Source organism: Candidatus Odyssella thessalonicensis L13 (assembly GCF_000190415.1).
GTDB lineage: Bacteria > Pseudomonadota > Alphaproteobacteria > Paracaedibacterales > Paracaedibacteraceae > Paracaedibacter > Paracaedibacter thessalonicensis.
Genome location: NZ_AEWF01000003.1, coordinates 65,765 through 80,217, shown reverse-complemented (window position 1 = coordinate 80,217; position 14,453 = coordinate 65,765). Strand labels below are relative to the sequence as shown.

At 43.4% G+C, this 14,453-nt stretch carries 10 protein-coding genes, 1 other RNA gene, 1 pseudogene and 1 riboswitch; of the genes and pseudogenes, 9 read left to right on the top strand and 3 right to left on the bottom strand.

Annotated elements, in window-relative coordinates; all coding sequences use genetic code 11:
• The first annotated feature begins 278 nt into the window (after positions 1-278).
• The 5 genes from HMO_RS0105745 to tssG all read left to right on the top strand — a co-directional run bounded on the left by HMO_RS0105745 (position 279) and on the right by tssG (position 7,755).
• Positions 279-1,172 carry an O-antigen ligase family protein gene (locus HMO_RS0105745; protein WP_175282094.1) on the top strand — a complete coding sequence of 298 codons (894 nt, stop codon included), beginning with the start codon at positions 279-281 and terminating at the stop codon, positions 1,170-1,172.
• 254 nt (positions 1,173-1,426) lie between these two features.
• Positions 1,427-2,986, top strand: coding sequence for an Npt1/Npt2 family nucleotide transporter (locus HMO_RS0105740; protein WP_010299901.1), 1,560 nt, complete (start codon positions 1,427-1,429; stop codon positions 2,984-2,986).
• A 363-nt stretch (positions 2,987-3,349) separates the two neighbouring features.
• Positions 3,350-4,657 (top strand): MFS transporter, encoded by a 1,308-nt coding sequence (locus HMO_RS13940; protein ID WP_083821250.1) that lies wholly within the window; start codon positions 3,350-3,352, stop codon positions 4,655-4,657.
• Between the two features lie 300 nt (positions 4,658-4,957).
• Positions 4,958-6,769, top strand: a complete 1,812-nt coding sequence (tssF, locus tag HMO_RS0105725; protein ID WP_010299898.1) for a type VI secretion system baseplate subunit TssF — start codon at positions 4,958-4,960, stop codon at positions 6,767-6,769.
• Positions 6,733-7,755, top strand: coding sequence for a type VI secretion system baseplate subunit TssG (gene tssG / locus HMO_RS0105720; protein WP_010299897.1), 1,023 nt, complete (start codon positions 6,733-6,735; stop codon positions 7,753-7,755). Before tssF ends, tssG begins: the two co-directional genes overlap by 37 nt.
• A gap of 41 nt (positions 7,756-7,796) precedes the next feature.
• Here the strand turns inward: tssG and HMO_RS0105715 are convergent, their stop codons facing one another.
• From HMO_RS0105715 to HMO_RS0105705, 3 genes are all read right to left on the bottom strand, one after another.
• On the bottom strand, positions 7,797-9,053 hold the full coding sequence (locus HMO_RS0105715) for an MFS transporter (protein ID WP_010299896.1): 1,257 nt from the start codon (positions 9,051-9,053) through the stop codon (positions 7,797-7,799).
• Positions 9,045-9,157: riboswitch (TPP riboswitch) on the bottom strand. (Overlaps the previous gene by 9 nt.)
• Positions 9,150-9,749 (bottom strand): exopolysaccharide biosynthesis protein, encoded by a 600-nt coding sequence (locus HMO_RS13935; RefSeq protein ID WP_010299894.1) that lies wholly within the window; start codon positions 9,747-9,749, stop codon positions 9,150-9,152. (Overlaps the previous riboswitch by 8 nt.)
• Before the next feature lie 247 nt (positions 9,750-9,996).
• The gene (locus HMO_RS0105705) at positions 9,997-10,464 is read right to left on the bottom strand and encodes a hypothetical protein (protein WP_010299892.1); all 468 of its coding nucleotides are present in this window, start codon (positions 10,462-10,464) and stop codon (positions 9,997-9,999) included.
• Between the two features lie 248 nt (positions 10,465-10,712).
• On the opposite strand from HMO_RS0105705, the pseudogene HMO_RS17635 reads away from it, so the two are divergent.
• From HMO_RS17635 to HMO_RS0105690, 4 genes and pseudogenes are all read left to right on the top strand, one after another.
• A pseudogene (locus tag HMO_RS17635) lies at positions 10,713-11,717 on the top strand (MFS transporter); the annotation flags it as partial.
• 275 nt (positions 11,718-11,992) lie between these two features.
• Positions 11,993-12,090, top strand: an RNA gene (gene ffs, locus HMO_RS16095) — signal recognition particle sRNA small type.
• Positions 12,091-12,150: 60 nt separating this feature from the next.
• Positions 12,151-13,794 carry a DNA polymerase III subunit gamma/tau gene (locus HMO_RS0105695; RefSeq protein ID WP_010299888.1) on the top strand — a complete coding sequence of 548 codons (1,644 nt, stop codon included), beginning with the start codon at positions 12,151-12,153 and terminating at the stop codon, positions 13,792-13,794.
• 14 nt (positions 13,795-13,808) lie between these two features.
• Positions 13,809-14,129 carry a YbaB/EbfC family nucleoid-associated protein gene (locus HMO_RS0105690; RefSeq protein ID WP_010299884.1) on the top strand — a complete coding sequence of 107 codons (321 nt, stop codon included), beginning with the start codon at positions 13,809-13,811 and terminating at the stop codon, positions 14,127-14,129.
• Positions 14,130-14,453 lie beyond the last annotated feature (324 nt).

Below are 14,453 nucleotides of genomic sequence, written 5' to 3'. Positions count from 1 at the left end.
ACCTTAATTTATGTAAGTTAATGGAGCAACAGCTTTTCCGATTACGTTATTTTAAAGAACCTTCTTTTACTATGCAGCCTTTTTTATTAATTATTCCGCTATTCAGCTTTTTTTTCAAGTTTAATAGTGATCAGCTACCCCAGATTCATATCTCTCTTCATGATATATGTGTGCCAATACTTTTCAGTTTATTAGTTATTTACTATAGAAGAGACGAAAATACAAAGAAAATATTTTCTATTAGCGAGTGGTCTTTTGTGGGTCTATCAGTTCTTGGGATGCTCATAACTTTACAATTCAGCGAGATCTCTTATCCAAATGTGGTTAAGGATTTAATCAAGCTGATGATATTTATGATGGGGATGGCAGTATATCGCCATTATCTTGCAGATTGGTATAATCTGAATTGGATAGGAGGGTTATCAATTATGGCGGCTATTGCGATAGTCTTAATAGATAATCCTTATGAAGGTCACAACTGGCGGTATCTCTCGCCGTTTGCTTTCTATATCTTCTTCACATGGTTAGTAACATGTATCGCCTCATGCCATCTCGAGTCCCAGAAACTGAAAGTATTTGGCTTAACCACTCTTACAATTTTGTGCGTTTTTCTCCTTTTTAAGCGCTTAGAGCTTCTAGGACTTATAACTTTATCGCTAGTTACGTTTGTTTTTGAGAGGTATCGTTTAAATAAGAGCATCTTGGTGCTGTTTTTATTTCTAGCCTTTATGATTGTTGCGAGCCTCGTCTACTGCTATCAAGACGTATTCTTACAGTCATTGGGAGTCCGGTTGAATTTATGGCAACAAGCGTGGGAGGTAGGTGTAAAAAATTTCCCTCTTGGACTGGGGCTAGGCCAGTACCAAGCATTACAACTTATGCCCGCCGCTCACCTTGTTGAAGGAGCCCGATGTACAGAGTTTCAATATCCTCATAATCAGTTCCTTTATTGGTTTGCTGAACTAGGTATAGTGGGAATTTTACTAGGAGGCGTGTTTATTAAGATGATGGGGGAAGCAACCAAAGGATTATCCCCTTTATGGCGCTTGGTAGTGCTCGTTATATTGCTCACCATTAGCTGTACCCACGATTCGATAAGCTTAAGGGCACTTCCGATCTTTTTTGCCCTCCTAATGATTCATAGTCGTCGTCGTTTAATGCAGGCGCGTTAATAACTTGTACACTTTTCTATTGACTGCAATATGAAATTGACACTATATTCACGCTGTAAAAAGGAAAGTTTGATAGATGTTTTTGAAGGAAACTTTAGGAGCTCTGTCCACTTTTTTATTTGTACAATACTAAGTTAACAAAATAGCCTCAACTCTATACAAGCATACATTATTCAATAATAATAACCTGTATCTTGACAGACTTTTCTTGTAGGAGAGTTGGTTATGATGTTGCTAAACAAAAGGATAATAGCATGTCACAAGCGAAAGAAGCTGTGAAACAACCAGAGTTTACAGGCTTACGCGCCATTCTCTGGCCGATTCACAATTACGAAATCAAAAAGTTCCTACCTATGGGACTCATGATGTTCTGTATCTTGTTTAACTATACAGTTCTACGGGATACAAAGGACGCTCTAGTTGTTAACGCTCCGGGATCCGGTGCAGAGGCTCTAGCCTTTATTAAGCTGTTTGGAACAACTCCTGCTGCAATACTTTTTATGATTGCTTATGCAAAGTTATCCAACGTTTTAAGCCGTCAAGGTTTATTTTATGCAGCTTTGATTCCATTTCTGGTATTTTTCGGTGCATTTGCTTTATTTATCTATCCTAACCGTGAGTCATTCCATATGACCGAAGCTGCAATTGCAGCTATGAAAGCAGAATATCCTAATATTGCTTGGTTTGTGCCGGTGATCGGTAACTGGAGCTATAGCTTGTTCTACATTCTTTCTGAACTGTGGGGCAGTGCTGTTATTTCATTGCTGTTTTGGCAATTTGCTAACGAAATCACTCGGGTAGCAGAAGCTAAAAGATTTTATGGTATGTTTGGCTTAATCGGAAACTTTGGCCTAATTCTTTCTGGCTATACCGTTTACGCTTTCTCTAAGAACCGTGGTAATCTTCCTGAAGGCGTTGATCCCTGGGGATGGACGTTAAATTACTTGATGACCTTTGTGGTCATTTCAGGGTTAATCGTTGTCGCAATTTATGCATGGATGAATAAAAACGTTCTAACTGATAAGCGTTATTATGATGGTGAAGCTAATGCCGATGCTGGCGCCAAGAAGAAGAGCAAGCCTAAATTATCTCTGACCGAAAGCTTCATGTATCTTGTTCGCTCGCCATATTTGGGCATGATTGCCATGATTGTTTTAGCTTATGGCGTTTCTATCAATATCGTTGAAGGCGTATGGAAGGGACAGATTAAAATTGCATTCCATGGCGATAACAATGCTTATAACGCGTTTATGGGACAATTCTCAGCCACAACCGGTGTTATTACTGTTCTACTTATGATTGCAGGTAATAACATTCTGCGTCGGTTTAGCTGGCTGTCAGCAGCGATGATTACGCCAATTATGATTCTTGTTACCAGTTTAATTTTCTTTGGCGTCATTATGTACTCCGAGAGCATTGGTAATCCTGAATATGCAATTGCTGGTACCACCATGGTTATGGTTGCGGTGATGGCTGGCTTTACTCAGAACGTCTTGTCTAAGGCAACTAAGTACTCTCTATTTGATCCAACCAAGGAAATGGCTTACATTCCCCTTGATCAAGAGCTTAAGGTTAAAGGTAAAGCGGCTGTAGATGTGATTGGTGGTCGTGCTGGTAAGTCCGGTGGTGCAACCATTCAAGCAGCCCTATTAAGCGCCTTTGCCGGTCAAACATTAGCTAGCTTGTCTCACATTTTAGCTGTGGTTACAATTGTTGTTGTAGCCTTGTGGCTTGCTTCTGTCTTGTCCTTGTCAAAGCGCTTTAAAGCGTTGACAGAGCAACGTGAAGCAGAAGCTAGAGCTCAACAGAGCTAAGCTGTTTAGCTGATTCTCACCTCAAAGAGCTGCTCATCGCAGCTCTTTTTTTATTTAAAGTCGGAACGGCTTATGGTTCTAGATGGGCTATTCTACTTAAATAGATATCATTGTCTTGGCTTTGCTTTATTAGCCACGCTTTGATAAGGTGGAGCGAGTCACCTCCAGGGTTAATTTGCAGACCAGCCGTCCCAGGTTTCTGAGGGGTGAAGGTAGCTCACGTCATAACTTCCAAATAATTATATAAGGCTACAGACCTAAAAACATATTGCCTGACCATTAATTTCGATAAATGTTTATTGCAAAAATACTATAATTCTCTTTAGATATAAATTATGCTGGTTGTAATAGGCTCAAAGGGAGATGGCTCACGTCATGAAAAGGTCTTTATTTAAAACCGTAACGGCAAGTCTGGTTGGAAACCTGTTTGAATGGTACGACTTTGCCCTTTTTGGTTACTTTGCCCCCGTTATTGGGAAATTGTTTTTCCCCTCTAATAATAAAGCCGTTGAGCTCATCTCTGCCTTCGGAGCTTTTGCTGCAGGTTACCTAATTCGGCCTATTGGTGGCATGATTTTTGGTTACATTGGTGATCGTATGGGCCGCAAAAAAGCAATGGTGTTATCCATTTTATTGATGGCAGTGCCAACTGCTTTAATCGGGATACTGCCAACTTATGCAGAAATCGGAATTTGGGCGCCGATATTATTGATGGTTATTCGAATGCTGCAGGGAATCTCAATGGGAGGAAACTATGGCGGTTCAATTACTTTCACGACCGAACATACGGATTCAAGTCATCGAGGCCTCATTGGTAGTTTTGCTGTCACCAGCTGTTTAGTAGGGATTCTTGCAGGTTCTGGCGCGGCGGCTCTGGCGAGCAATTTCTTTTCGGAAGCGGATCTCATAGCATGGGGCTGGCGCCTTCCTTTTGTTGTCGGCATCCTTATTTGCTTTGTTGGATTTTACATTCGTCGTAATGTGCCAGAATCTCCAGAATATATTGTCGCCCAAGCAGCGGGTGAATTAAAACAGAACCCCATCAAAGAAGTTTTTGCTTCCCATGGCCGTACCTTAGTCAAGGTAGTTATGGCGGTTATGTTACATGATTTAAGCTTTTATATTTTGCTCGTTTATATGGCAACCCATCTGAGCACGCAACTGGGATTATCCCAAGGTATGGCGTTAACCATTAATACAGCAAGCTTAGTGGTCGTTAGCATTTTCACGGTATTTTCGGCCTGGTTATCGGATAAAATTGGCCGTAAAGCTGTTCTGGGGGGCGCAGCCTTCCTGTTTGTGGTAGGGACGATCCCCTTATTAGAAATTGTTAATAAGACAAGTGATCCAATGGTAATTTTAGGAGCGCAGATGTTGCTATCAATTGCTGTGGGTGGATATTTCGGACCTCTTCCTGCTTTGATGGTTGAAGCTTATCCTACGTCTGTGCGTTTTTCGGCTGTTACCATCACAACAAATATTAGTGGTCCTTTATTTGGTGGCACGGCCCCCATGTTGGTCACCTTCCTGATTGATAAAACTGGTAGCAATATGGTTCCGGCCTACTATCTAACCTTTGGAGCTTTAGTGGCGCTACTTGTGCTGCGATCGATCAAAAATCAGGATAAGAAGGCAGTAGACAATTTAGATAAACTTCAAGCCATCGCTTAAATTATTTAAGAATTACCTTTCATAGCCTTGCGATTGCAGGGCTATTTTATTTAGGTTTGAATTCATTCAGAGTCACCATGCTTAGCTCGGTATGCTTTTTTTTAACTGCTGCCGTAGACAGTACAGGTCACCATTGAATGCTACCCTTGCGGCGGCTTAAACAGACCGTCTGATTCTGATCTTACTTGGACCCTTAAAATTAAGGAAGGGGCCGCCTCAGAGTTAGGGATTGCAATTTCTTGAGAAAACTTATCAAATAATGTTAAAATTTTAATAAAGGGTTGAATGTAGCAAGATAATGTGACCTCCATTTCTCAGGATAAGTTTTTAGGATATTATCATCGGGAGCTAAGCTATTTGCGCAATGCTGGGCAGATTTTTGCAGCTCAACATCCCAAAATTGCGCGGCGCTTACAGTTATCTGACAGTGAATCTCCGGATCCGCATACTGAACGGCTTCTAGAGTCCTTTGCTTTTTTATCCGCGCGTCTGAGTCAAGAAATTGATGATCGTGTGCCGCAGATAGCCTCGGCCCTTCTGGAAGTTCTCTACCCCCATCTTATTAATCCTGTTCCCAGTATGGCGATAGCTCAGTTCGTGGTTGACCCTTCTAAAGGAAAGTTAACCTCCGGCTTTGACGTGAGTGCTAAGACCCGTGTCCAATCTTTTTCGGAAGAAGGGGTTGCCTGTCGGTTCCAGACAGCTTATCCTGTCACTTTGTGGCCGATCACTGTTGAAGCTGCAGAGTTTATTCAGCCCCTGGATTACCAGTTCGAGACGCCGCAATTGCATAAGTCATATTTAAGACTGAAGCTTTCGTGCCAGGGATTAGACTTTTCAGACCTTGATCTGCAAACATTAAGATTCTTTATTAATGCTGATGATGCTTTAAGTCTGGTGCTATATGAGATTATTTTTGCTCAAACCGCCATTCAAGTATTGAAGGTGGTTAAGGATCGCCAAGCCTATTGCTTGCCTAAAGGCTCTATCCAACCGGTGGGTTTTAATGCCAATGAATGTATTTTGCCATCCCCTGAGCATTCGCACCCAGCTTATCAGATTCTGCATGAATATTTTCATTTTCCCAAAAAATATCTTTTCTTTGATATTAATAACCTTAATTTCAAGCAAGCCGAACAAACGGTTGAAATTCTAATTGGTTTAGACTCCCATCACCCGCTCGAAAATATCTCCATAAGTGCTGATAATTTTCGGTTAGGGTGCACACCAATTGTTAACCTATTTCCTAAAATTACTGATCCATTAAGGTTAGACCATCGTAAATTTGAGTATCGCCTGGTTGCTGACCAACGTCGCGAGCGTACAACAGAGATCTATTCCATTGAGAAAGTCCTAGCCGGTGTGGATGGTAGTACTGAAACCCTAGTCTATCATCCCTATTATTCATTTGATCATCAAGCGCAACAGACTGATCCGTCAATATTCTGGACGGCACGGCGCACGCCCTCAGAGCGACGAGATGTGCCTGGCAGTGATATCTATTTACGCTTTGTCGATCTGGATTTCAATCCGCATACTCCCCCTACCGAAACTATTTATGCTCAAGCATTATGTACCAACCGTTTTCTGGCAGAGCAGATCCCGGCTGGGTGCTTGCTGCAATTGGAGGACAAAGCTCCTATAAGTAAGATAATATGCCTCACCAAGCCAACCTCACAAGTTTATACTCCTAACGATGGCGAGACTATGTGGCGCTTAATCTCAATGTTATCTGTGAATCATCTAAGCGTAAGCGCCGGCTCAACCTCTTTAAAGGCGTTAAAAGAGAGCCTTTTGTTGTATGCTAAGACTGCAGGCAATTTTCATCACAATGAAATCGATTCACTGGTAAATATTGAGACACATCCAACGTCACGACGACTGGGCGAGCAAGCATGGCGCGGCTTTGTAAATGGCTTAAAAATTACATTGACTGTCAATGAGAGAGCTTATACAGGTGAGAGTGTCTTTTTACTTGCCAGCGTATTACGGACGTTTTTTGCTCTGCAAACTTCTTTAAACTCCTTTGTGCAATTACAGGTCAATAGTGTTCAACGACAAGGCGAATGGATGTCATGGCAACCCTTACACGGCGCTCAGATTGTACTGTAGCCAATCTTTTATTTACTCAGCCCTATGAATTTGAGTATTACCAATCGATAAGGATCTTAGCCGCTTTAAGACCCGAAGCTCAGCCATTTGGGGAGTCTGAGCATCCTAAAGATGATCCAGTACAAATCCAATCACGGATCAGTTATGCGGCGCCGGCAAGTGATATTTATAGCTTATATTCTAACAGGCTGTATGATCGTCCCCCCATCATGACGATCAATTTCTTGGGAATCGCCGGAATCCAAGGCCCTTTACCTCAGCCCTACACCGATTTAATTGTCGAACGACTTCGCCATAAAGACACAGCTTTTAGAGACTTTCTGGATATATTTAATCACCGCTATGCCTCTTTTTGGTATCGCTTGCAAAAGAAGCATACGCCTGGCTTAGAAATGGTGCCTCCAGAGCGGACCTCGGTGGGTAAAGCAATCCTTGACCTTGCTGGCTTAGTGAATATTGACATCCAGAAGTCGTTAGGGGTTCACACTCGCTCAATCCTCCATTTTACCCCTCTGTTTTGGCAGCGCCAACGCAACGCTGCAGGCTTGCAAAAGCTTCTCCGGGGCTATTTCAAGATAAAGGTGAGCTTGGAGGAGTTTAAAGGGGCGTGGTGTGTTGCTCCTCAGGAAGATTGGAGCCGTATTGGTACGGCTGGACAACATCAGCGCTTAGGCGTGAGTACCCTTTTAGGACGGCGAAGCTGGAATCAAGCATCTGGCGTATCATTACAGCTAACAGAATTAACCTGGCAGCAATATTTAACGCACCTTCCAGGGGGACAAGGGTATGCGGAGTTGCTATCGCTAGCTCGCTTTTATTGCGGGCTTGTCCATAACCTTCAGCTATGGGGATCAATTCGACACCAAGACATTCCCCCCTCAGTCTTAGCAGGCAATTTTAAGCTTGGCCAGACTACTTGGTTGACACGTGGAAAAGGGCAAGGATTTAAACATGATCCGCAGGTATTACTCGCCAAAAATGCTTAGGCAGTATTCCTGATCTCCTATTATGAAAGGTAATGGATAAATTACTTTAAACTCACCTTTGTTAAGGTGGAGCAAGAGCTGTTCTGGTCATAAGAGCGAATCTTAAAATGTTTAAAAGTACTCAATATGACGCCACTAAACCCTAAAACTAACAAAATAATTAGATGATTAACAAGGCTGGTGGGACTATGCCATTTTTGCCAAAAATAGGTCGCTAATAAGGGTGCAGTTCCAGACATTAATAGCGAACCCAGGGAATGGCCAATGCTCAGATGACGATAGCGAGAACTAATGTTAAATTGGCGCATCAGTAACACATATCCTGGGGAATGCATCAACGCCAAGGCAAAGCTCATCCCACATAAAAAGGGAGTGTTTTCTAAGGGGGGCATAAGCAAGAAAGGACTCAGAGCAACTGCCGCTAGAATGCCCGTGAGCGCGACCCATTCACCGCGGAATTTCTCACTCAAGATAGCAGCTATAAAAAGCCCCGGAATATAGCAAGCAAGACATAAGCTAATAATGGATTGCGCTTGAGTGGCCGAAAGGGCGGATAAGATTGCAGACCAATAATTAGGTTGATAGACAAAGAAAAGATGATAAGTGCCACCGACGGCGCCACATAATAAAACGGTAGCCGCCAACCCTAGTGCATCTGGTTTATCCCTTAAATTGTGAGGTCTTTGGAAATGAGGAGACTCAGTAATGTGGCGCCGGGCTTGCAAAAGAATTAATCCTAGAATGCCTCCCACCAGAAAAGGAAGGCGCCAATAGTCAGGGTAACATTTTGCTAAAGTTGCGCCCTGAGACGCTAGAAAAATCCCGAGATAGCTGGCAAGACCGACACACGCATTGTTGAGAAAGGGGTAACGGTTATGGTTCTCAAAGAGACGAATCTGTACGCCATCGCTTTCGCCAGCTATAAAAATCCCTTGCAGGATACGGGCTCCTAGGACAATAAACATGGCGCTTTGACTATCCATCCCTTGAGGTAGGACCGTAATAATTAGAGTGGGCAGCGCAATGCCGATCATACTCCACCGCAAGGCAGGGGCTCGGCCATAAAGGTCACCAATATAACCAAAAATACAGGCGCCAATAGGCTTGGCCAGCGAGCCGGCACAGAAGATTAAATATGTTTGCAATAAAGCGCTGTCAGGGGATAATTCTGGAAAAAGTTGCTGGGCTAAAAGGCTGGCACAAAAACCATACAAGGCGTAATCATAATACTCAAGAATAGTGCCATATAACGCTAAACGGGATTGAGTTTCCCTAAAAAGTGACCGTAAATAGTGCATAAGTGACCTCCCTCCGTCGGTATTAACCGAATCAGGTTCTAAGGGTTAGGACACAGGCCTCGCCACATATCCTTCTCAGCCGAAAGGCACCCCTGGTTAAAATAAATCAGATAGAAAACCGATTAAGTTTCCAGCAATTCTAACCATAGCCAAGCCCATCAGGGTTGTCAATATTACCGCCAGAAGCGCAAGCACGCCATCCTTTTCAATCAAAGCCAAACTGAAGAGCATAACTCCCCATCCGCCCAGAAAATTTCCGAAAGGGATGGGTAAAGTAATGATTACTCCGAGAATGAAAATGAAAACGCCGAGAAGCTGCTCCATGTACTTATCCGTCATGAATGGCCACCGCGGTTTAATAAAGTGCTCAATCTTAAGAAGATAGCGCGTGGAATTCCTTAAGATAAGCAGTAATGTCTGGCGGGAAACCTGTTGAGATCTTAGTCGTTGAGGCAGCCAAAGATGAGAACGGCGCAGAATCAATTGTAGGGCGAGAAAACATATCGGTAGACCAAAAAAAGTAGAAGTGCCGGGAATTGCGGTCAATAATAAAGCATTCGGCAAGGCTAAGACTAAAAGTGCCAAGCCATACCCTCGATCACCTAAAGAATGGAGAAGGTCATTCACGGAGATATGAGCTTCTGGATGATGATCAATATAACTTTCAAGTAATTGCAGGATGGTCCGCCGCTTCATAAATAAGATCTCAGGCTTAACTTTGCTTTGACCAGCATATCAGCTCAACTCTGAAATTAGGGTTAACGATTAAGAGGTGCAGGGCTGCGTATAAACGGATTATATGGATACAAGTAACACCCCTTAAATAACTAAAGGAGAAAAGTGATTGCTTTCTTTTCACCGTAAAAGAAAGAAAAAAGGCTCACTGATGCATAGCAGTGATCAGTAAGCTTCCTCTTTTTGATAAATTAACTGTGAGTTAGAATTATTCCTTACTCTTGGCGATGGCTTCTTCCATTAAAGGCTTAAGGCAGTTCAGATGTTTATGTTTAGCTAGATGCTGTTCTATCTTTCCCGGCTCTTTAGGGTCGAGCTGAGAGAGAGTCAGGCGAAAATAAGATTCGAGAGCTCCTTTAACTTCAGCACCTATCCTAACTAAGTTAGTATTCTGAAGGGCGAGGGCTTGGTGCAATTGTGTATGTTCAAAAAAAACAGGTAGATTGAGGTCGATACAGCTACTTTGCTTAAAAGCATCCGCTTGCATAATATCGATAGTACACGTTTTGGTTTTAAGGGCATGGGTTATATTGTTCTGAATTACCTCTGCTGAACCAAGGTGAAGACAGAATTGAAAGGGCTTACTCGGTTCAGAGCTGGGCTGGTCTGCAGCCTCAAGTAAAGTTAGGGAGAAAGGGGCGATAAAAAGTCTTAACCATAATTTTATTATTATCATTTTAAATTCCTTTAGAGTGCTTGAGATACATGGAGTATTTAAACTATTTAACCAAGAGTAGCAATAGGAAAATACTTTTCCCTTATCTTCTGAGGTGAAGGGAGGTAGTGGAACCTATTTTATTGTTAATCGCTGGAATAGATAAGAAATAAGCGCAGATTTAAAAGCGCTTAGGGCTGGGGTACGCCTTGATGTCCTTGTTATAAAAGTGTATTCTGACTTTACATTAACAGATAAGAATAAATCCTATGTCTTCTATTTCGAGACGCGGCCTTGGTGTGTGGTTTGCGGCAGTCATTTATTATCTCTATCAGTATATTTTGCGCGTTTCCCCGGGAGTTATGGTTGACGATTTAATGTTAGCCTTCAACTTAGATGCTCAATCTCTTGGTTATTTAGTTGCTATTACCACATTTTTCTATGCTTTGGCCCAGCTTCCGGTCGGTATTGTGGCGGATTTGTTTGGCGCCCGTAAAATGATTCTATACTCGTTGGCAGCTTGTATTGTCGGGGTTGCCGCTGTGGCTTGGACAGAAAACCTGACTGTTGCGTTTATTGGACGTGCCTTAATTGGTACCGGCAGTGCCGCCGGATTTGTTTGTGTCAGCAAGATTGCCAGCGAATGGTTTCCTGTTTCCCAAAAAGCCCTGTGGCTAGCGCTTACTGTTTTAATGGGAACTTTAGGGGCAATGCTCGGGTATGCTCCCCTTGCCCGATTAACTCAGGCCGTGGGGTGGCGGGATAGCTTAAGTTATTTAACTTGGCTGGGAGTGGCCGCCTTTATTCTTAACATTCTCCTTTTAAAAGATCGGAGTCGAATCACCGCTCAGATTGTCGATCGCCAAAAAATTGTTCAGCAGATTAAGGATGTATTGATGAGCCGGTTTGCCTGGATGTATGCCTTAACTGCCTTAGGGATGTATTTGCCCATATCCGTTTTTGCTGATTTGTGGGGCGTTTCCTTTTTGACTCTTAAATATGGATTCTCCAAAGAAACGGCCGCCAGCATTTTATCCTTATCTTATTTGGGAACCTGTGGGGGAGTAATTTTTATTGCACTCGCTAGTAATCTTTTAAAGGGCCCGCGTCTTCTCATCGGAATTTCCGCGGCGTTGGTGACGACGTTGATGGCCACGCTGGTGTTTATGCCCACCTTGTCACCGATGACGATTTCTGTCCTTTTAATTACGCTTGGGGTATTAGTTGGGACCGAAATTTTGTGCTTTTCAAAGGCGTGTCAAGAAAATGATATCAGTGTCGCGGCCACAGTGACAGGGTTTTTAAACTTTGTGGTCACCATCGGGGCTGCTTTTATCCAGCAGCTTGTCGGGGTGGTTTTAAAATGGTTATGGGATGGCCAGATTAATGATGTTGGCTTGCCCATCTACGGTGTGCAAGATTATCAAGCTGCGTTATCTTTAGTGATCTTGGTGTCTTTCAGTTCCTTTATCTTAGCCTTCTTTCTAAAAGAAAAAATCCCGCCTTTAAAAGACAAGACAAGGAAGCTTAACTTTGCTATAGTGCTAACTGGAAGGTTGCATGGGCAAACACCCTGCTAACCTGGTCAGAGCCGGAAGGCAGCAGCCATCGTAGGATCCACGTTTGGGTCATGTTAACCTTCCACCATTGAGCTGTTTACCAGACTCATTGATTCTGTTTAGTCAGGGCCTAATTCAAAGGTTATTTATGTCAGAGACTCCTCAAAATTATCGTGTTCTAGCCAGAAAATATCGACCTCAGACCATGGGTGAAATGGTCGGTCAAGAGTTGCTGGTCAAAACTTTAACCCAAGCGATCGAAACCAATCGATTGCCGCATGCCTTTGTTCTGCATGGAATCCGAGGCGTGGGCAAGACCACAACCGCCCGTATTCTGGCTAAGGCCTTAAATTGTCAAGGACCCGATGGGCAAGGCGGTCCAACGGCTAACCCGTGTGGGGTGTGCACTTCCTGTGTTTCTGTAACGGAAGATCGCCATCTGGATGTTATTGAAATGGATGCGGCCAGCCGCACCGGCGTCGATGATATCCGGGAAGTGACAGAATCGGCACGATATAAAGCTGTCAATGGCCGCTATAAAATCTTTATCATTGATGAAGTCCATATGTTATCAAAGAGTGCTTTTAATGCCCTGCTGAAGACGCTGGAAGAGCCGCCGCCCCATGTCAAGTTTATCTTTGCCACGACGGAGCTTAAGAAAATCCCGGAAACGGTGCTATCTCGATGTATGAAATTTGATCTGGCGCGGATTAACCCTCAAGTTTTATGCGATTACTTCAAACAAATCTGCAGCAAAGAGCAAGCCACCATAGAAGATGAAGCTCTTGCCTTATTAGTTCGGGCCGCCGATGGCTCTGCTCGGGATGGATTGTCCCTCCTCGATCAAGCGATTTCTTTGTCACAAGGGCAAGTGACCACCGCAATTGTACGTGATATGTTGGGTGTTGTGGATCGCGGTCGTATGTTTACCCTTCTTAATCTGTTGATGGAGGGGAAAATTGCGGAAGTTATTACTGAAGTTCGCGATTTATATGCCCGAGGTAGTGAACCGACAGTTTTGTTACACGATCTGTTAGATTTAATTTATTGGGTCACCAGTCTTAAAGTTAATTCATCCTTGTTAACGGATGTTACCTGGCCTGACTCTGATCGGCGCCAAGGTGGAGAATTAGCCAGCAAACTCTCTATGCCGATCTTGATGCGCGCTTGGCAAGTGCTTTCCAAAGGTTATGAAGAAGTTCTACGATCACCTTTACCCAATCAAGCCGTCGAAATGGTCTTAATCCGCTTGGCTTATTTAAGTGACCTGCCGTCGGCGGAGGATTTACTAAAACTAACCTCCGGTGGCTCCTCTGGTGGGGGAATGTTACCCTCTCGGGTCGCTTCTGGCTCTACCGGTGCTGCATCTACACCGTCTCAACCTGCGGCGGCAGCCGTAGCCGTTCCAGTGCCGTCTATCTCCGCCATGCCAGAAAGCTTTCAAGAGGTGCTAAAAATTGTTGCTCAGTCCCGCGAACCGCTTTTGTATAGTAGCTTGATGCAAGATATTCATTTAGTTTCATTTAATCCGGGTAAAATTGTTTTACGGCTAGGAGAGCGAGCGTCCACCTCGTTGCCAACGCAGTTACAGACATTGCTAACCGATAAAACCGGTCAAAATTGGGACGTCCAAGTGGTGAAAGAGGGGGGAGCGGCCACAATTGTGGACCAAAACCGCCAGCATGCTTTGCAAATGGAGCAAGCCGCTCTCGCTCATCCGATTATCTTAGAAATGATGGCACAGTTTCCCGGCATTTCAGCAAAAGTTGAACGACAAGAATCTATTCATTAGGAGTATATTAGAGAATGAAAAATATTGGACAGTTAATGAAACAAGCTCAGCAGATGCAGCAGAAAATGGCTGAAATGCAACAGAAGATGGAGCAAACAGAGATTACCGGCGCAGCAGGGGCTGGGTTAGTCCAAGTTACAATTAATGGTAAAAGCGAGATGCGCGCTCTAAAAATAGATCCCTCTTTGGTTGATCCAGCTGAAGTTGAGGTGCTTGAAGATTTGATTGTGGCCGCATTTAATGATGCTAAAGCTAAACTTGAGACCCAGATGGCTGATGAGATGAGCAAGGTTACCGGTGGCTTGAATATTCCAGGAATGAAGTTGCCGTTCTGAGCGCTCAGGTAGAGGTACTGCTCTGGTTTTTATTGTCCCCCGCTTGGGGGATTTTTAATATCCAAGCCTAAGGTTGCCTGGGCTGCTGGATAAGAGAAATTAGTGATAAGGAACCTCTAATTTCCTTTTAGGTTTTAAATGGTAAAGGTCTTTTACTAGGCCCTTTGACATCATGTCGCAGTTGCTTAACGAAGGCTTTTCCTTGACTTTTTGCTTAATTAAGAATAATTCTTAATTATAAAAGGAGCCATAAGATGAGAAATCCATTATTTTCTAGTGTTATTGAACGCCTCATAATTGTATCCTTGCCCCTATTTGGTTTAT

What these genes read in the sequence shown, in the direction of transcription:
- HMO_RS0105745 (WP_175282094.1), top strand. Translation starts at nt 279, where the DNA reads ATGCTCATAACTTTACAATTCAGCGAGATCTCTTATCCAAATGTGGTT.
- HMO_RS0105740 (WP_010299901.1), top strand. Translation starts at nt 1,427, where the DNA reads ATGTCACAAGCGAAAGAAGCTGTGAAACAACCAGAGTTTACAGGCTTA.
- HMO_RS13940 (WP_083821250.1), top strand. Translation starts at nt 3,350, where the DNA reads ATGGCTCACGTCATGAAAAGGTCTTTATTTAAAACCGTAACGGCAAGT.
- tssG (WP_010299897.1), top strand. Translation starts at nt 6,733, where the DNA reads ATGGCAACCCTTACACGGCGCTCAGATTGTACTGTAGCCAATCTTTTA.
- HMO_RS0105715 (WP_010299896.1), bottom strand. Translation starts at nt 9,053, where the DNA reads ATGCACTATTTACGGTCACTTTTTAGGGAAACTCAATCCCGTTTAGCG.
- HMO_RS13935 (WP_010299894.1), bottom strand. Translation starts at nt 9,749, where the DNA reads ATGAAGCGGCGGACCATCCTGCAATTACTTGAAAGTTATATTGATCAT.
- HMO_RS0105705 (WP_010299892.1), bottom strand. Translation starts at nt 10,464, where the DNA reads ATGATAATAATAAAATTATGGTTAAGACTTTTTATCGCCCCTTTCTCC.
- HMO_RS0105695 (WP_010299888.1), top strand. Translation starts at nt 12,151, where the DNA reads ATGTCAGAGACTCCTCAAAATTATCGTGTTCTAGCCAGAAAATATCGA.
- HMO_RS0105690 (WP_010299884.1), top strand. Translation starts at nt 13,809, where the DNA reads ATGAAAAATATTGGACAGTTAATGAAACAAGCTCAGCAGATGCAGCAG.